Here is a 17545-nt window from a genome sequence, read left to right as displayed (position 1 = left end):
CTTGTATTGTTTTTTATCTATTTTAACAAAAATAGTATCACTATACAACACTTTTTGTATTTTTTAGATTGTTTATTGTACTTAATTTCATGCAAAAAGGATAGTAAAATGATACAAAAGAGGATTGTAGGAATGAAAGCTAACCAATTACAGAAATATATATCTAACAGAATCAGAGAATGTCGCAAAGAAAAGAAGCTAAGCCAAGAACAACTTTCAAACGATGCAGGCTTAGGTATTAAGGCTATTCAAAATATTGAAAATTTAAAATACGACTTTAAAATTCAAACACTTGAAAAAGTGCTAACCGCCTTAGATATGACGGTGGAAGAATTTTTCGCCCTCCCACTCTCCGATAATTCTGTATCTCTTGATACACTCGTAGATAACCTTTCTGATTTATCGAACGATAAACAAATCAAACTCATTTCGTCGTTTAACGAAATCGTAAAAAGCATAGACTAAAAGAGGAACTCTTTACGAATTCCTCTTTTTGCATGCTACACTTACTTTCCTTTGGTTAGTTTCTTGGTTAATTGCCACCTTAAGAACTGTAAAACCTTTTAAAATCACAGACTCAGGTCTGTTGTATGTGTATCAAAAATCTTCATCATTCATTCCTCTTTATATCAGTTTCTATTATATCAAAATCTTTGAGCAAATGCAGATTGTCCTTTTGTTCTCTAACAAAAAAACCAGCGGTCTCGAGTTTCCGTTGGTTCTTCATCTTGTATTCGTTTGGATTATGCAGCCAAAACTTTGCGTCCTTTACGACGACGGCTAGCAAGCACGCGACGACCGTTTTTAGTTGCCATACGATGACGGAAACCGTGTTTGCGCGCACGACGGATTTTACTTGGTTGATAAGTACGTTTCACTTTGAATACCTCCTCTTAGATTCTTGTATTCGTTTAGCCGGCTATGTGATCAGTTACTAAACATACTTAACTATTCTATATGATTCTTCAACATTTGTCAATAGCCCCTTACAAGTAAACGCCTTCTTCATCATTACTATCTCTTAAAGCAATCGAGTTGCCTCATAGAAAGGAATAAGTGTTGTCATAGCAGTTTGGAGTTCATTCAGCACTTACCCTATTGAAGTGGCTTGAGCTAAATCCACATCGTATTTCACTAAGACTTTACGAATTTGCCCTGCTTTTACTTGTCGAGTCAAATATTGCCGATTTTCTTCTGTTCCAACAAATCGTTGACTGACACCATTTATTTGAGCCAAATAATAAACTGGATCTGTGATTGATACCTGCAGCACTCGATTTTGCTTTGTCAGACTGGTCTCATCTTTCTTACGCTCAATAAAACTAACTTCTAGCGACACTCCAAATTCCTTCGGATTCCCATATAAGCGCAAGGCAAACATGGGTTCTGTGACATTGCCATAACCACGCAAGTAGTTCCAAAAATGGGATCGCAAAATTTGAGCTTGATTCATCCAGTTGCTGCTGCACTCCAGAGTTAATTTTGGATAAAATGCTTGAAATTGCTTTACCAAATCGACAAATTCCTTTCGGGCAGCCTGCCCCCCTTCTGTTTAAAATCAAGCATCGTCCCTCTCAATTCTCCCGCTTTATCAGGAGAAATATATTTATTTCCTTGCAACACTAAGTAAGCTTCAATAGCTGGAAAAATAGACATGCAAGCTCCTTTCTTCTCAATCTCAAGCACATCAAATAGTGGACTAAATGGAAAGAAAAGACTGGAAAGAAATTCTTCTCAGTCCTTGGTTTATTATTCACTGTCAATATCCACAACAACATAACGATTCGGTTCATCACCTTCTGAATAGCTAGTAAGTCCATCCATTTTAGAAATAATTCGATGGATAATTTTTCGCTCATTGTTGGACATAGGATCAGTTTTTTGACTATGTTGGTATTCCAACACACGATCAGCCAGCTTTTGAGCGTAGCTTTGCAGGACTTCTGCTCGATGTTCTACATAATCATTAACATTGATAGAAATGTAAAAACTCTTAGAATAGCGATTATAAAGATAATTCTGTGCCAACAATTGAAGAGCTTTCAGCACTTTTCCGTGATAGCCAATAATGCGACCAGGCTCATTGGTATCAATCTGCATATTGATTGTCCGACGATTATGAGCACTTGCAATACTAGCTTCAACATCCATTTCGTCCACGATGTTTTGCACATAGCCCGTCACACTCGCAACAACTTCTTCAACATCATAATTTTCTTCCACTTGAATGCCCAAATCTTCAAAATCAGCCGGCTCTTCAGCTATCGGTTGGACTTCCGAGCGCTTTTCTACAGCCTGGTCAAAAGAAATAATCTTGTCAGTTGTCTTTTCTTCTTGAGCGACCGATTTTTGAAAATTTACGATGTCACTATCTTTCAATAAGTCAATTGTGCCTGTTTCTTCAAGAATCGTGCTGGCTTCTTTTTCGTGCTTCAAAATTTCAGCTTTGACATCATCTGAAATTTCTTTGCCTTCTCCTTCGATTTTTTTAATGGCTGCAACAACATGTCCTAAGTCAACAGTTGCTTCACTCACACTTTTAACGGGTTCGTTTTGAGCATTGATTGCTTCCGGAACACCTTTGACAGCCTTTTGATTTGCCTTTACCACCGTCGTTTCGTTAATAGGTTCCACATCAACTTGGGCTAATTTCTTGCCAAATAATCCTAAAAATCCTTTTTTCTCACGAGAAATCACTTTGATATGTGCTTTCATCCGTGGAATATCTAACTCGCGCAAGCCATTTTGAATGGCTTCTTCAACACTCGCTCCTGTAAATAATACCATACAAGCGCCTCCTTACTTTTTCTTTTTTTGTGCTTTACGATAAGCACGTTTTTTCTTTTCTTCACGTTCCCGCTCAGCAGTCGCTTTCGCTTCTCTCTCTGCAATGATTTTATATGGATTGCTCAGTAAAAGCGTTTGGAACACTTGATACGCGTACGATGTGCTCCAATATAAAGCAACCCCACTCGCTACACTCATGGCAAAGAAGAAGACAAACAGCGGCATGACAAACATCATTCCTGTCATCAAGCCATTGCGTTCCGCCATTCCTTTATTGCTCAACCAAGTACTCAAAAAGGTGAAAACAGCTGCTAAAACTGGCAAAATATAATAGGGATCTGTCGCACCCAGATTCAGCCAGAGAAAATGCCCTACTTTGAGAAATTCTACACGCGTCAAAGCATGATACAAGGCAATCAACACAGGCATTTGAATGAGCAAGGGCCAAAATGATGCCGACGGTTTTACTCCTAATTCCTTATACAGCTTTTGTGTTTCTTGAGCCAGACGATTACGGCTTTCCATATCACGCCCTGGATACTTTGCCTGCAATTCTTTCACTAACGGCTGGGCTTCCTGCATTTTCCGAGAAGCATTGATCTGCAATTGGAAAACTGGCAGAAGAACCGTTCGAATAATTAAAGTGAAGAGGATAATCCCAATCCCTGTACTTCCATTAAAGGAGAGAAACCGAATTGTTACGGCGAAGAAATACACAAATCTTTCCCATAAATCTGGCGAACTCGCTGTGACCTCACTCGTTCCACATGCTGTTAGCATAAGCAAAGCCAGAACTAAAAGCACCGCCAACTTACTTTTCTTTTTCATAACTCAAACCTTCCTGATAAATTTTTGCTATTTTTAGTACATGAAGTAAATTTTGTTCCAATTCTTGATAGGTCAGAAATTCTACACCTTTTCGTGCAATGACAACAAAATCAAGCGTCGCTAGCTCTGCTTGATGAGCTATCAAAACGTGTCGAATACGGCGCTTAATCTTGTTGCGCATTACTGCATTTCCCAGTTTTTTACTGACAGATATTCCTACTCGAAAGTGTTTTTGCTTCTTTTCTAATGTATAAATGACGAATTTTCTGTTGGCAAAACTTTGCCCACTTTTGAAAATCGCATTAAAATCTTTCTCGCTCTTGACGCGATAGCTTTTCTTCAAAACTCAACTCCATCTACCAAAATTATATCTATTATACCATAATTTTCAAAAAAACCAATAAGAGCAGGCATATTCACCATTTTACTCTATCCAACTGATACAAAACGCATGTAATTCACTCTTAGTCTGAAAATTTAATGCTAAAAGAGTTAGTAAAGTAAAAAAGAGCGACTAAGATTGGCTCCTAATCCCTCTTCTCGTATCTTATACTAAATGATTACCAACACTTGTAATTCATAGTTATATTTTTCAACTATTTGCTAGATTCTTTTGCAAAAAATTGCGTAGCTGCAACTGCTGCTTTCCAGCCCTTGTACAATTTTTGGCGCTCTGCTTCTAGCATCGTTGGTTGGAATGTTTCTCCGACCGCATTTAATGTTTTAAGTTCTTCCATGTCTTTCCAATAGCCGACCGCAAGACCTGCCAGAAAAGCTGCTCCAAGAGCTGTCGTTTCCAAATTTGCCGCACGCGCTAACTCAATTCCCAGAATATCTGCTTGGAACTGCATGAGGAAATCATTCATGGCAGCACCTCCATCTACCTTCAGGACTTGGATAGCTGTACCTGTGTCCATTTGCATGGTGTCAATGATATCGCGCACTTGATAAGCAATGGATTGCAGAGTTGCCTTGATGAAATCTTCTTTACTTGTTCCACGCGTCAAGCCAAAAATGGAGCCTCTTGCTTCTGGATCCCAATAAGGCGCTCCAAGCCCTGTAAAAGCTGGAACAACATATACTTCATTTTCATTGGTGGATTTTTTTGCATATTGCTCAGACTCAGGTGAGCTAGCAATCATACGAAGACCGTCACGAAGCCACTGAATGGCACTACCCGCAATAAAAATCGAACCTTCCAAAGCATAAGTCACTTTGCCATTTATCCCATAACCAATGGTCGTCAAAAGATTATTTTTGGATAAATTGCACTCCTGACCAGTATTCATAATGATGAAAGAGCCTGTCCCATAAGTATTCTTCACCATTCCCGGCTCAAATGCTAATTGCCCAAAGAGAGCTGCCTGCTGATCGCCCGCCATTCCTGCAATTGGTACCTCTCCACCATAAAAATGATAAGGTGCTGTTTTACCGTAAATTTCTGAATTCGAGCGAACTTCTGGCAACATCGCTTTAGGAATGTTGAGTAAGGACAAAATCTCATCATCCCATTGGAGCTCTTTGATATTGTATAGCATCGTCCGCGCTGCATTTGAATAATCAGTCACATGAGCTGCACCATCCGTTAATTTCCAGACTAACCAGGTATCAATCGTACCAAAGAGCAATTCTCCTCGCTCTGCACGTTCCTGCGCTCCCTCTACCTGATCTAAAATCCAGCGTACCTTGGTCGCAGAGAAATAAGCATCTATGATCAAACCTGTTTTTTGATGAAAGAAATCTACATACCCATCTTGCTTGAGCTTTTCTGCTAAAGGAGCTGTTTGCCGAGACTGCCAGACAATGGCATTGTAAATGGGCAAGCCCATTTCTTTATCCCACACAACCGTTGTCTCCCGTTGATTGGTAATGCCGATTGCTTCAATCTCTGTGGGCTTGATGCCACTTTCAATAAAAGCATTTGCAATGACCGACTGCACAGAATTCCAAATCTCATTTGCATTGTGCTCAACCCAGCCCGCCTGTGGAAAAATCTGAGTAAACTCTTTTTGACTCGTGGCAACCTTCTCACCCTTTTTATTGAAAATAATCGCCCGTGAGCTGGTTGTCCCTTGGTCAATCGCCATGATATAGGTTTCTTGTGACATAAAACGCCTCCATTGTATGTTCTGCTTTTATTATACACAATAAAGCGCTTTCTTTCTATTCTTTTCTCCTGTTTTTTGTGAAAATTTCACTTAAACTCTGTTTCAAGCATATAAAAACGACTTCCTTCCAGAAGCCGTTCCATTATTTACACATTACAAACGAGCGTTTAATTCTTTGCTCAATTCTTCAAATCCTGGTTTTCCAAGAAGAGCAAACATATTTTTCTTGTAAGCTTCTACACCTGGTTGGTCAAATGGGTTAATAGCATTCAAGTAGCCAGAAATAGCGATAGCCAGCTCAAAGAAATAAATAGTGTAGCCAAGAGTAAAGGCATCTTGCTCAGGAAGTGTTACATACATATTTGGCACATCACCGTCAGTATGAGCCAGAAGTACACCGTCTGTCGCTTTCTTGTTAACAAAGTCAACATCTTTTCCTTGAAGATAGCCAAGTCCGTCCAAGTCTTCTGCCAATTCAGGAATCGTTACGTTTTTGCGTGGTTTGTCCACACGGACAACTGTTTCAAACATAATACGCGCACCTTCTTGGATAAATTGTCCAAGAGAGTGAAGATCTGTCGAGAAGTTGGCAGATGTTGGATAAATACCTTTTTGGTCTTTCCCTTCTGACTCACCAGCTAATTGTTTCCACCATTCTGAGAAGTATTGCAGAGAAGGTTCATAGTTAACCAAAATTTCAGTCGCATAGCCTTTACGATAAAGGATGTTACGAAGAGCTGCGTACTGATAAGCTTCGTTTTCTGCAATCTTGTCTGAAGTGTAGTCCTTACGAGCAGCATTGGCACCTTCCATAAGGACTTTGATGTCAGCACCTGACGCCGCAATTGGAAGAAGTCCTACTGCTGTCAATACAGAGAAACGTCCGCCGATGTCATCTGGCACCACAAATGTTTCCCAACCATTGGCATCTGCTTCCACCTTAACTGCACCTTTTTGGCGGTCAGTTGTCGCATAGATACGTTTGTTAGCCTCAGCTTCACCATATTTCTTAATCAAAAGCTCTTTGAAGACGCGGAAAGCAATGGCAGGTTCTGTCGTTGTCCCTGATTTAGAAATCACATTGACTGAGAAATCTTTATCTGAAACGTATTCTACCAAGTCTGCAAGATAAGTAGATGAGATAGAGTTTCCAGCATAAAGGATTTGTGGAGCTTTGCGTTCTTCTTTGGTTTGCAAGTTCGCAAAATGATTGTTCAAGAAGTCAATTGCGGCCTTTGCTCCAAGGTATGAACCACCAATCCCAATCACCACCAAGACATCGCTATCTGATTTGATTTGTTCTGCTGCTTTCAAAATACGAGCAAATTCTTCTTTATCATAGTTTTCTGGAAGGTCAAGCCAACCACGGAAGTCACTTCCTGCACCAGTTCCTTTGCGCAATAGTTCATCTGCTGCAGAAACTTGTGTTTGCATATAGTCCACTTCATGCGGTGCAACAAATTTTCCAAGAACGTTTGAGTAATTAAACTGAATATGTGTCATTATAGTCCTCCAATTTTTCTTCCCTACTATGATACCGCTTTACCACTTTTTTATCAAGCAATTTTTTGACTAAAACGTTTCCAATTTATTTTTTGTATCTGATTCTCAAAAATCACAACCTCATGCTGGGCTTGTGAGCAATCGTTTGCGTAAATCAATAAATAATCACCCACAGAATACTTCTAAAATTAAAAATAGAGGAAAATAAATAGCAGCTTAATCTTAGTTTCTAGAGTTTAACTAATGTCTCCTTTTTTGAGTCGATTATTTTGCAGAGACAGCAAAAGCGCCAATAGTGAACAGACAGCAAAAATAAACCAGCACAAATAGATATTGTAGGCAGAGAGAACTGAAAAGAGGACCGTTCCCAATGGTAAAGAAAAGGTAAATAACAATCCAAGAAAGTTATTACTTTGAGCCAACACATTAGATGGTAAATTAGCTATTAACATAGCATCCAGTTTAGGTGTAGATTTTCCCATTATATAAGCTGAAAAAGCTAAGATAATAATCCCAATGATTGGTGGCAGACCTACTAAATTACTAATGCCAACTAGTCCAAACGAAGAACTATTCATGACAAGCAGAAATGAAAATGATTTTTTTGAAAAATAATCGTGAGGTGTTAAACTTCCTAAAATGGCGCCAACCAGCAAAACAACTTCTACGATCAAAAGAGATTGTGCATAAGTAAGATGAAAAATGGTATGTTTTAGAAAATAAAAATTGTAAATACTGTTAATAGCTCCTCCCATCATATTCAAAGTTAAAATCGCAAGTAACAAGTGAATGAATGAAGCATTTTCGGATTCTTGAAAAATCAACTCCATATTTTGATAAAGCATTTTAAATTGCGTAAAAAGAAAAATTTTTTCAGGAGTTGCTACCACAGCTTCATGGGTTAATTGACGACGCTTGTGCAAAAGCACTAAAGAAGAGGCTAGAAATGACAACGCATTGATTATGGCAACTAGTGCAAAATTATTGTCTGAAGTTGCGAGCAACCAGACCCCTACTGTTTGTCCAGTAATGCTGCATAAATAAGTGATAAATTGCGTAAAGGAATAGGCTTCAAATAAATCATCTTTTTCTAAATTCTTTTTCAAAATCGGCATTCTTAACCCACCAGCATAGTCACTTAACATATCTGTTAGCACATTCAACAAACAGATGATTGCAAAAATGAGAAATGTCTTATTAGAAATCAGAAAAGCTACCCCTGTAAATAGAAGTGCCTGAACAAAGCCGATAAAAATCATGAAATCGCCTTTTCTACCTGTCCTATCGGCTTGTACTCCTATCCAAAATGTGAAAAGTGTAGGAATAATTGTAATGATATTTGCAATAAACACAGCTGTATTGGCATAAGGCAAACTAGCAGCATAAATCACAAACACAATATTGTATAAATAAGACCCCATTAGGTTAAGCATCCGAGAGAGCGTAATACTTCTATATAATGCATTTGAGAAAAATAATTTCATATCAAGTTTCCTTTCAAACTTTTGTATTTACTTAAAACATAAAGAACCTCTGTTTGTAATTTTTCATTACCGCAAGATAATATTTCGCTACTAATAAGTAACTCTTCTGCTTTCTCTAAATATTTTTCATCATGAGTATAATTGAACAAATTTAGTAGAGTAATCGCTATACCTAACATCCCCTTCCATAATCCTGCAAATTGCGCAAATTCAAACATAAGTGTTTTTGATAGTTCACTTATGACTTTTCTATATTTTTCAAAGTTGACATATAATAACATTTGTATAACACCAGATATCCCATCATAAAAATATGGAGATACTGCATTCTCACTTATTTGCACACCTTTTAAACCATTAACATCAACTAAATGTTTAATAACAAAATCAACTCCTTGTTCAATAATTTGCTGATTATAGTTTAAGGATTTTAAATAAACTAAAACACCTGAGACACCAGTCAGTCCTAATTCGGTCTCTTCTTCGAGCGCCTCTACTACATTTCCATTTTTCTTCAAGATAGTATCATACTTAGTAGTTAAATTAGTATTGAAAGAAATAATTTTATCTATCTCCAATTCCATATTATTATTTGGTAAATTACTAATATTAATTTTATACTCTCTACGGTTACTTATTTTGCTATATATATTCTTCATTATACTTAAGGCTTGAGCTACAGTTGCTGAATCACTAAACAAATAATCTAATAATTCTTCTACATTAGAGTCAACTCTTTTCTGTAGTAATAATTTTTTTAATTTATATAATGAGTTATTGGGGCTATTCTTTTGTAGACGCCCCATTAGATAGAGAAACATATTACCAAGTTTGTGACAATCGGCTAGTTTTCCATCTAATTGATTCCATTCTTTTAAAGAAATTTCAGAATAAATACCAACCATCGGCTTAGTACCATATTGATAAGAATTTTCTAAATCTATAAACTTAATATTAAAATTATCATCAATAATAAAATTATCCGGATGAATATCATTTAAAATTATATCTTTATCATGGAATTGCGAAACAATCTTTAAAACCTTATAAAAGCAATTAAGCAATTTGTTAAATTTTCGATAGTTTTGTTGAGGCGTCCTTACACTATAAGAAAATAAAGAATTTTCATCACAAAAAGATCTTAAACTCATTCCAGAAATATAATCATATATATAATATTGATTAACCCATTCTTTAATTTTCTCTACTCCTTTAGGAGTAGGGAGAATAGTTTCTTGAATTAGTTCCCATTCCATATCTCGAAGTTTTTCCTTTGTAACACGATTATGACATAAAATGTGCTCTCTACTTTCTTTAATAACTACCTTTTTCTTCAATTTTTTATTACTTGCAAGATAAGTGTTCCCACCATTACTGTGCTTCAAAAGAGCCTCTACCTTGTATGTTTCGCTCATATAAGAAGATTTAATTTGTTGTTTTTCTTGAATATCGTCAATCCAAGCAGGCAAATCAAAATAATTTCTTTGATAGTCTTGCCACTTTTCACCATTTTCTCCATATAAAGTTGGAAGACCATTTTCTAAATTGTCTTCATCAAGAACAATGCAGCCATATCTATAAAAAATAATATTTGAATCTTTATAATTCCTATCACTGAGAATATATATTCCTTCTGCGGTATTTGGAATTAATCTATAAAGATCCTCCAAAATATCTTTGCAATGTTCAGTATTCTTAGGATATATAGTAATAAATTTTCCTGATTCTGTTGGAGATTCTGTTTCAGAAAAGTTTTGCTTAATAATTTCTTTTGATTTCAAATATTTAAATATAATACCGTATTTACATAAATATGGCTTAACAAGTGAAAATATATATTCATAATTGTCTATAGTTGATGAAATATGTATTTTAAAGCCAAAACAAGGTAAATCATATTTATCTCCTTCAAAATATTCAAAGTCACTTTTCTTCATGTATTTGTTCCTCATTAATTATTGAAATAAAAGGATATTTTTCTGGATTTACTATTATTTTTTTCACTTGCTTAGCGATATAATTTTCAAATTTTTGTTCAAAAGATTCAACAGTATTTTTTTCTTGTTTAGGTAAACAGTATTTTGTTATAATTGGTTTCATTTTTTATCCATCTATAAAAAAGCAAAAAAATTATATGGTTATTTACACAATTACAATTTGGAAATCAATGAAGCTATACAAATTTTACCACCAAATAGTGTGTATAGTAATTAGTGTAAGTAATAGATAATTTCCAAAAATAAGTTTTACCTAGCATTTTTATGCTAGGTAAAACTTATTATTTAACGTTACATTTGTACGTCAAAACAAGAGCTTCTTGTACTGGTGTGTACTTACTAGCTTCATATGCAAATTGAGTCATTTTTATACATCCTTATCTTGTTGAAACTAGTATAACTCAAACATAAACGCTTAAAACAAAATTGTCATATGTTCAAACCTATTTTGGGACAAAAAATAAGGAAATCAATCCATTTTTAATTCTATAGACTTATTTCCTCGTTTTAATTTTTTTTACAAAAAAGTTTCAATTGTCATTTATTCAAATTCTTTTAACCATTCGGACATATTTTTAGAGTAATAATTTGCGCTATGCTCACAGCCGATGATTTCAAGAGTTGATATGGCATTTTTCATTTTTGTAAGCCCCTCATTTCTCTGTCCTAAAATATAATCATGCTGTCCATCTGCGAACAAATAGACAATTCGCAAATAGGCTTCATTTTCATCAAAAAACTTTTCTTTTATTTTTTTATCAAAATAAGCTGCTTTATTTAAACTTTTTTTGTCAATTGCTTTAAACAGTCCATTCAGAAGAATGGTGTAGATATAATTTTTATTTTTCTGTAGATCCCCTAAAAAATCAACTCTTTGTAACATTTCTCGAGTGTACCGAAAATAGAGATCAATAGGAAATAAAGCTGCTATATCTGAAAACAATCGCAACTCATATTCTCCCCAGATTTCAACGGAAAAGAAATAATCATATAAAAAATTCAGCTCGACCTCTGTTGCTTGAATGGTTTCATCCAAGAAAAACATGTGACCTTTGATAACAATAGCGTTTAGGATATGCTTCTCTTCTTTTTTAGATTGGTATTGATCTATTTCATTGTTGTACATTTCCCATAATGTCTTTATATCCTTCTGTTCTTGAGCCTCCCATAGTTTATTTTTTAGTAGAGTGTATGAAGTAGGCTGAAAACCACGTACTAAATAAACAAATTCTTCTAGTTCTGTTCTAATATTCTCTAAACCAATTAACAGTTTTGAAGCCGAAATATCTGACGTTCCATTTTCAAACTTACTGAGCATAGAATAGGAAAACTCCTCTCCAGTTGCTTCCTTAAGAGAAATGTTCCTCCCTGTTCGTAGTTCTTTAAAAATCTCTCCCATGTAATACATATGTCTTTCCTTTTCTGAAAAATGATATTGATTCACTATTAAACATTATTTTTTGAAGAAGTTTTTCAACCTTTTAACACACTCTTTAGTAATGGCTCTCGTTAATATTCTTCTTACATAAAAAGAGCACACAATTCACACTCGCTTAGGGCTGCTGGATTCCTCCCCTGACCCGCTTCACGCAGAATTGTTGCTCCGATAAGTATTATACCATAAATTTGTTTTTGTGCCAATTAAGATTTTCTTTTTCTCAAAAAAGAAAGGAAAAATAAGCAGACGAATAAGCCTAGAATCGCTGGCACAACAATCGTTAAACCAGCTCTCCCACTATCTAGATAAGACCAGAGGATTTTCAAAAAAGCTGTAAGAATCAAAAGTATTGCCAACAATTTCCAACTATGGAGCCAAGTTGCTCTAATCAGAAGCAGAAAGAAACTAATTACCAAAAAAGCAAACAAAACTTTTTTGAGATTCCAATCTGCCTCCAAGAAATCTTGCTCGTAAGCTAGAAACTCTTTTACCAAAGGAGAAGTCATCTTTGGCACCCAAAACCAAATCATACTGGTAAAGAGAGCAAAGATGCTAGCAAAAATTCCAAGAAGGCTCTTTCGATAAGAGAAATAGATAATCGGTAAAATGAGAATCGGGCGGATATACCAAGATAGCTGATTTTGATGACGTGTAAAAGCCCAAGCTTGAAATTCTAAATTGCCTATCAGCAACCCAATAAACAGCAAAGTTAAAAGAAAGAGCAAAGCACTTAGCCAACGTTTCATCTCTGTCTCCTCTTTCTAAAAAAATCTTGCATCATCTGAGCACATTCTACCTCCAAAATCCCAGTTTCCAGTTCAACTCGGTGATTAAGACGTTCATCTGTTAGAATGTCATAAAGACTGCCTGCTGCGCCGAATTTTGGATTCTTTGCACCATAGATGACTTGCGGAATCCGTGCTAGCCCAATTGCTCCGCTGCACATGACACAAGGTTCAATAGTGACAAAAAGGGTCGTATCCAGCAGACGCCAGCTATGCTCATACTGATTGGCTTTCTCAATTGCCATCACTTCCGCATGCATGACCGCTCGCTGCAATTCCTCACGTGCATTATGTCCACGACCTATAATTTCTCCGTCCTTGACAATAACACAGCCTATTGGAATTTCATCGTTAGCAAGTGCTATTTCTGCTTCTTTCAAGGCTTCTAGCATGAATTCTTCTTTTTCTTCACGAGTATATTCCATGTTCTCATCTCTTCTTCAGTTCATTTTCACTCTGCTTTCCATTATATCATAAGACAAAGAGAAAGAAAAAAAGCCACTTTACAGTGACTTTCAGGAGATTATTATGAAAAAGTTTAGGATTTCTATCAAATAAAGTTAGGAGGTCTTCATCTGATGGTTTTAGTATAACCCAGCTAGCTTAAAATTAACTTAAGAGAGAATCATTATTTAAACTTTTTTATTGCGTCAATAAAAAGCGAGTCGAAACCCGCTTTGTCTGCTTCTATTACAAACTTGACCAAACACTTTCCAAGATATTGGTTTGCTCGCGACCTGGTCCAACAGAGAAAGTGGAAATGCGGACACCGACAAGTTCACTCACACGGCGGACGTAGTTGCGGGCATTTTCTGGCAACTCTTCTAAACTGCGAACACCTGTAATGTCTTCTGACCAACCTGGTAATTCTTCATAGATTGGTTTGCAGCGTTTGAGTTGCTCTAAACTAGCCGGGTAATGGTCAATACGCTCACCGTCTAGGTCATAAGCTACACAGATTTTAACTATATCCAGTCCCGTCAAAACATCAATGGAATTGAGAGAAAGGTTGGTAATCCCAGACACACGGCGACTGTGACGCATAACAACTGAATCAAACCAACCAACACGACGAGGACGCCCTGTGGTCGTTCCATATTCATGCCCGACTTCACGAATGCGGTTGCCTACTTCATCAAATAGTTCTGTCGGGAATGGCCCGTCACCAACACGACTGGTATAGGCTTTGCAAACTCCGACAACCTTGTCAATCTTGCTTGGACCCACACCAGAACCAATCGTCACACCACCTGCGACAGGATTGGAAGAGGTAACAAATGGATAGGTGCCTTGGTCAATATCTAGCATAACTCCCTGTGCCCCTTCAAAAAGGACACGTTTGCCTTGATCAAGAGCATCGTTCAAAATAACAGAAGTATCTGTCACGTATTGTTTAATCTGCTGACCGTATGCGTAGTATTCTTCAAAAATATCATCAAATTGGATAGCTGTGCTGTCGTAGAGTTTTTCAAAAAGACGGTTCTTCTCGGCAAGATTACGCTCCAAACGTTCTCTGAAAATATCCTTATCCAACAAATCCGCAATTCGGATTCCCACGCGAGCTGCTTTATCCATATAAGCAGGACCAATTCCCTTAATAGTCGTCCCGATTTTGTGATCACCTTTGGCTTCTTCCTGTAAGCGATCTAACTCAATATGATAAGGAAGGATCACATGTGCACGATCTGAAATGCGCAGATTATCTGTTGTGACACCTTCGCCGTGCAAATAAGCCAATTCCTTTACAAGAGACTTGGGATTGACTACCATTCCGTTTCCGATAACAGAGATTTTCTCTGGGAAGAAAATACCGGATGGAATCAAGTGCAATTTATACTTTTTACCGTCAATTACAATGGTATGACCGGCATTATCTCCGCCTTGATAACGTGCAATAACTTCGGCATTAGCTGAAAGGAAATCTGTAATCTTTCCTTTTCCTTCATCTCCCCACTGGGTTCCTACAACTACAACTGATGTCATAATTTTGTCTGAGCTAAGCGCTCGTCCTTTCTTGTCTACATGGCAGGAGTTTCACCCGCAATTATGTCTTACACTTTATTATAAGAAAAATTCCTTCTTTTTTCAAGATAAGACTATCGCAGTTGTTTGCAAATGACGAAGTTTGAGTCCCCCTCTTTTGGAAAATTCTTATCCTATCTAAAATAGAATCGTTTTCTTTTAAAAAAGGTTCGGAAAACGTAGTAGAAATTTGTTTTCTGAGCATTTTTATAATAGACTAAAAGTATTAGAAAATAAACAGGTATTTCCCATGAACATCAATCACTTATTCGAAAAATTAGCAACAGATGCACCTATTTTACAAGCTACTTTCGGGTTGGAAAGGGAGGGCTTGCGCATCAATCAAAACGGGAAATTAGCACAAACTTCTCATCCAAAAGCATTTGGCAGTCGCAATTTTCACCCAACGATTCAGACAGATTTTAGCGAGCAGCAGTTAGAACTCATCACCCCGATTGCAACTTCTACAAAAGAAGCAAGGCGTTTTCTAGCTGCTATTACTGATGTGGCTGGACGAACCATTCCCAAAAACGAAGTGATTTGGCCACTCTCTATGCCCCCCAAATTGTCACCAGCAGAAATTCAAATCGCTCATTTAGAAAACGATTTTGAGCGTCATTATCGAGAAAGTTTAGCAGAAAAATATGGAAAAACGCTACAAGCCATCTCAGGCATTCACTACAATGTGGAATTAGGAACAGACTTGATTCAAGTCCTTTTCAAGGTCAGTGATTACCCAAATATTCGGCTTTTTAAAAATGACCTCTATCTCAAATTGGCTCGAAACTTTTTACGGTTCCGCTGGTTTCTGACCTATTTATACGGGGCAGCACCAATTGCTGAAGAAGGGTTTTTGACGAGAAAGATTTCTCAGCCTGTACGCTCTATCCGCAACAGTGATTTAGGATATGTAAACGATAAAAAGATTCACATTTCCTATGCTTCACTAGAGTCTTATGTGATCGATATAGAGAAATACGTAGCACAAGGCGATTTAATTGCCGAGAAAGAATGCTACACACCCGTCCGCTTCCGTGGGCAAAAAGAAAATCGGCATTACCTAGAAAAAGGAATTACCTATTTGGAATTCCGCTGTTTTGACCTCAATCCTTTTGAGGTGCTGGGAATCAGTCAGGAGACAATGGACACGGTTCATCTCTTTTTGCTTGCCTTGCTCTGGCTCGATGATATAGCAGAACCTGATGAACTTCTAAATCAAGCCCATGCTCTAAATGAAAAAATAACTCTTAGCCACCCTCTGACTCCTCTGCCCGTTGAAGCTGATAGCGATCTGCTCCTTAGAGCTATGCAAGCTGTCATCCACCAGTTCGGATTAAGCTCCTATTATCAAGACCTGCTTCATCATGTGAAAAATGCAGTTGCTAATCCCAGCCTAACCCTTTCCGCCCAACTATTGCCTTATATTCACAATCAGTCCTTAGAAGTCTTTGGTTTGGAGAAAGCCAAAGCATATCACAACTACGCCTGGACTGCTCCATACGCTCTGAAAGGCTATGAAAATATGGAACTCTCCACTCAAATGCTCCTCTTTGATGCTATTCAAAAAGGAGTGCAAGTAGAAATCTTAGACGAAAGTGACCAGTTTTTAAAGCTTCAACATAAAGATCATATCGAGTATGTCAAAAATGGCAATATGACCTCAAAGGACAACTATATCGTGCCTCTTGCGATGGCAAATAAGACAGTAACTAAGAAAATTTTGTCTGCTGCTGGTTTTCCTGTTCCTGCTGGAGCTGAATTATCCACTCTGGAAGAAGGGCTAGCTTACTATCCCCTTATCAAAAATAAGCCGATTGTTGTCAAACCCAAATCCACCAATTTCGGGTTAGGAATTTCTATTTTTCAGGAACCAGCCAGCAGAAACAGTTACCAAAAAGCATTGGAAATTGCCTTTTCAGAGGACAGCTCTATCCTTGTTGAGGAATTTATCGCAGGAACCGAATACCGTTTCTTTGTCCTCGACGGAAAATGTGAGGCGGTGCTTCTGCGCTTAGCAGCCAATGTTGTAGGAGACGGTCGGCACACCATTCAAGAACTGGTAGCTTTTAAAAATACCAATCCCCTACGAGGGCGCGACCATCGCTCTCCACTGGAAATGATTGAGCTTGGTGAGATTGAGCTACTCATGCTAGCCCAGCAAGGTTATAAAGCAGATGATGTCCTACCGCAAGGAATTCAAGTTTTTCTTCGCCGTAATTCTAATATTTCTACTGGTGGAGACTCAGTAGATGTGACTGAAACCATGCACACCTCCTATAAGGAACTAGCAGCAGAAATGGCAGCTGCTATGGGAGCTTGGGTCTGTGGCGTGGATTTAATTATCCCAGATAGCACACTTCCAGCCAGCAAAAATGAGCCCCACTGCACCTGCATTGAGCTGAATTTCAATCCATCCATGTATATGCACACTTATTGCGCAGAAGATCCCGGTCAAAGCATTACACCTAAAATTTTGGCCAAACTTTTCCCAGAAATCCATTAAATACTAAATACACTGTAAAACGAGCTGAAAACAACAGCTCGTTTTTTATGTATAACTTTCAATGAAAAATAGAAATATCTGCTAGAATTT

General features: G+C 37.3%; 15 protein-coding genes, 1 other RNA gene and 1 pseudogene. 2 read left to right on the top strand and 15 right to left on the bottom strand.

Annotated features, from left to right (window positions below; genetic code table 11):
* Nucleotides 1–132 precede the first annotated feature (132 nt).
* Nucleotides 133–465 (top strand): helix-turn-helix transcriptional regulator, encoded by a 333-nt coding sequence (locus ANG_RS01715; RefSeq protein ID WP_025271581.1) that lies wholly within the window; start codon nucleotides 133–135, stop codon nucleotides 463–465.
* Between the two features lie 278 nt (nucleotides 466–743).
* Here ANG_RS01715 and rpmH read toward each other — a convergent pair whose 3' ends face one another.
* The 15 genes and pseudogenes from rpmH to ANG_RS01650 form a co-directional block, all read right to left on the bottom strand.
* Nucleotides 744–878 carry a 50S ribosomal protein L34 gene (gene rpmH / locus ANG_RS01710; RefSeq protein WP_003026476.1) on the bottom strand — a complete coding sequence of 45 codons (135 nt, stop codon included), beginning with the start codon at nucleotides 876–878 and terminating at the stop codon, nucleotides 744–746.
* A gap of 143 nt (nucleotides 879–1021) precedes the next feature.
* Nucleotides 1022–1656: pseudogene (locus tag ANG_RS01705) on the bottom strand (HI_0552 family protein).
* Nucleotides 1657–1749: 93 nt separating this feature from the next.
* The gene (gene jag / locus ANG_RS01700) at nucleotides 1750–2787 is read right to left on the bottom strand and encodes an RNA-binding cell elongation regulator Jag/EloR (RefSeq protein WP_003026480.1); all 1038 of its coding nucleotides are present in this window, start codon (nucleotides 2785–2787) and stop codon (nucleotides 1750–1752) included.
* Nucleotides 2788–2799: 12 nt separating this feature from the next.
* Nucleotides 2800–3615 (bottom strand): YidC/Oxa1 family membrane protein insertase, encoded by an 816-nt coding sequence (locus ANG_RS01695; RefSeq protein WP_003036506.1) that lies wholly within the window; start codon nucleotides 3613–3615, stop codon nucleotides 2800–2802.
* Nucleotides 3599–3958 carry a ribonuclease P protein component gene (gene rnpA, locus ANG_RS01690; protein ID WP_025271580.1) on the bottom strand — a complete coding sequence of 120 codons (360 nt, stop codon included), beginning with the start codon at nucleotides 3956–3958 and terminating at the stop codon, nucleotides 3599–3601. The genes ANG_RS01695 and rnpA overlap by 17 nt, the downstream gene beginning before the upstream one ends.
* A 253-nt stretch (nucleotides 3959–4211) precedes the next feature.
* Nucleotides 4212–5723, bottom strand: a complete 1512-nt coding sequence (gene glpK, locus ANG_RS01685; protein ID WP_003036512.1) for a glycerol kinase GlpK — start codon at nucleotides 5721–5723, stop codon at nucleotides 4212–4214.
* Nucleotides 5724–5876: 153 nt separating this feature from the next.
* Nucleotides 5877–7226, bottom strand: coding sequence for a glucose-6-phosphate isomerase (locus tag ANG_RS01680; RefSeq protein ID WP_025271579.1), 1350 nt, complete (start codon nucleotides 7224–7226; stop codon nucleotides 5877–5879).
* 236 nt (nucleotides 7227–7462) lie between these two features.
* Entirely contained in the window at nucleotides 7463–8710 is a 1248-nt protein-coding gene (locus ANG_RS01675) for an MFS transporter (protein ID WP_025271578.1), read from the bottom strand.
* Nucleotides 8707–10647, bottom strand: a complete 1941-nt coding sequence (locus tag ANG_RS01670) for a class III lanthionine synthetase LanKC N-terminal domain-containing protein (RefSeq protein WP_003036605.1) — start codon at nucleotides 10645–10647, stop codon at nucleotides 8707–8709. Before ANG_RS01670 ends, ANG_RS01675 begins: the two co-directional genes overlap by 4 nt.
* The gene (locus tag ANG_RS11155; protein WP_003036564.1) at nucleotides 10634–10810 is read right to left on the bottom strand and encodes a hypothetical protein; all 177 of its coding nucleotides are present in this window, start codon (nucleotides 10808–10810) and stop codon (nucleotides 10634–10636) included. The genes ANG_RS01670 and ANG_RS11155 overlap by 14 nt, the downstream gene beginning before the upstream one ends.
* Nucleotides 10811–11248: 438 nt before the next feature.
* Nucleotides 11249–12115 (bottom strand): Rgg/GadR/MutR family transcriptional regulator, encoded by an 867-nt coding sequence (locus ANG_RS01665; RefSeq protein WP_003036523.1) that lies wholly within the window; start codon nucleotides 12113–12115, stop codon nucleotides 11249–11251.
* 109 nt (nucleotides 12116–12224) lie between these two features.
* An RNA gene (gene ffs / locus ANG_RS10705) (signal recognition particle sRNA small type) lies at nucleotides 12225–12322 on the bottom strand.
* A gap of 26 nt (nucleotides 12323–12348) precedes the next feature.
* Nucleotides 12349–12891: a hypothetical protein gene (locus tag ANG_RS01660; RefSeq protein ID WP_020999865.1), complete on the bottom strand. Its 543-nt coding sequence runs from the start codon at nucleotides 12889–12891 to the stop codon at nucleotides 12349–12351.
* Nucleotides 12888–13355 (bottom strand): tRNA adenosine(34) deaminase TadA, encoded by a 468-nt coding sequence (gene tadA, locus ANG_RS01655; RefSeq protein ID WP_003036584.1) that lies wholly within the window; start codon nucleotides 13353–13355, stop codon nucleotides 12888–12890. Before tadA ends, ANG_RS01660 begins: the two co-directional genes overlap by 4 nt.
* A 265-nt stretch (nucleotides 13356–13620) precedes the next feature.
* Nucleotides 13621–14913: an adenylosuccinate synthase gene (locus ANG_RS01650; RefSeq protein ID WP_003036507.1), complete on the bottom strand. Its 1293-nt coding sequence runs from the start codon at nucleotides 14911–14913 to the stop codon at nucleotides 13621–13623.
* Between the two features lie 289 nt (nucleotides 14914–15202).
* Between ANG_RS01650 and gshAB the strand changes: the two genes are divergently transcribed.
* Nucleotides 15203–17455 carry a bifunctional glutamate--cysteine ligase GshA/glutathione synthetase GshB gene (gshAB, locus tag ANG_RS01645; protein ID WP_025271577.1) on the top strand — a complete coding sequence of 751 codons (2253 nt, stop codon included), beginning with the start codon at nucleotides 15203–15205 and terminating at the stop codon, nucleotides 17453–17455.
* Nucleotides 17456–17545: the final 90 nt, after the last annotated feature.

It is taken from the genome of Streptococcus anginosus subsp. whileyi MAS624, from assembly GCF_000478925.1.
Classification (GTDB): Bacteria; Bacillota; Bacilli; order Lactobacillales; family Streptococcaceae; genus Streptococcus; species Streptococcus whileyi.
Note: the sequence above shows the minus strand (reverse complement) of the source record. Positions and strands in the feature narration are given on the sequence as shown.

Excerpts from the sequence above, each read along its gene's own strand:
- glpK (WP_003036512.1), bottom strand. The coding sequence starts at position 5,723 with ATGTCACAAGAAACCTATATCATGGCGATTGACCAAGGGACAACCAGC.
- ANG_RS01715 (WP_025271581.1), top strand. The coding sequence starts at position 133 with ATGAAAGCTAACCAATTACAGAAATATATATCTAACAGAATCAGAGAA.
- jag (WP_003026480.1), bottom strand. The coding sequence starts at position 2,787 with ATGGTATTATTTACAGGAGCGAGTGTTGAAGAAGCCATTCAAAATGGC.
- ANG_RS01680 (WP_025271579.1), bottom strand. The coding sequence starts at position 7,226 with ATGACACATATTCAGTTTAATTACTCAAACGTTCTTGGAAAATTTGTT.
- ANG_RS01650 (WP_003036507.1), bottom strand. The coding sequence starts at position 14,913 with ATGACATCAGTTGTAGTTGTAGGAACCCAGTGGGGAGATGAAGGAAAA.
- ANG_RS11155 (WP_003036564.1), bottom strand. The coding sequence starts at position 10,810 with ATGAAACCAATTATAACAAAATACTGTTTACCTAAACAAGAAAAAAAT.
- tadA (WP_003036584.1), bottom strand. The coding sequence starts at position 13,355 with ATGGAATATACTCGTGAAGAAAAAGAAGAATTCATGCTAGAAGCCTTG.
- ANG_RS01675 (WP_025271578.1), bottom strand. The coding sequence starts at position 8,710 with ATGAAATTATTTTTCTCAAATGCATTATATAGAAGTATTACGCTCTCT.
- ANG_RS01695 (WP_003036506.1), bottom strand. The coding sequence starts at position 3,615 with ATGAAAAAGAAAAGTAAGTTGGCGGTGCTTTTAGTTCTGGCTTTGCTT.
- ANG_RS01670 (WP_003036605.1), bottom strand. The coding sequence starts at position 10,647 with ATGAAGAAAAGTGACTTTGAATATTTTGAAGGAGATAAATATGATTTA.
- ANG_RS01660 (WP_020999865.1), bottom strand. The coding sequence starts at position 12,891 with ATGAAACGTTGGCTAAGTGCTTTGCTCTTTCTTTTAACTTTGCTGTTT.
- ANG_RS01665 (WP_003036523.1), bottom strand. The coding sequence starts at position 12,115 with ATGTATTACATGGGAGAGATTTTTAAAGAACTACGAACAGGGAGGAAC.
- gshAB (WP_025271577.1), top strand. The coding sequence starts at position 15,203 with ATGAACATCAATCACTTATTCGAAAAATTAGCAACAGATGCACCTATT.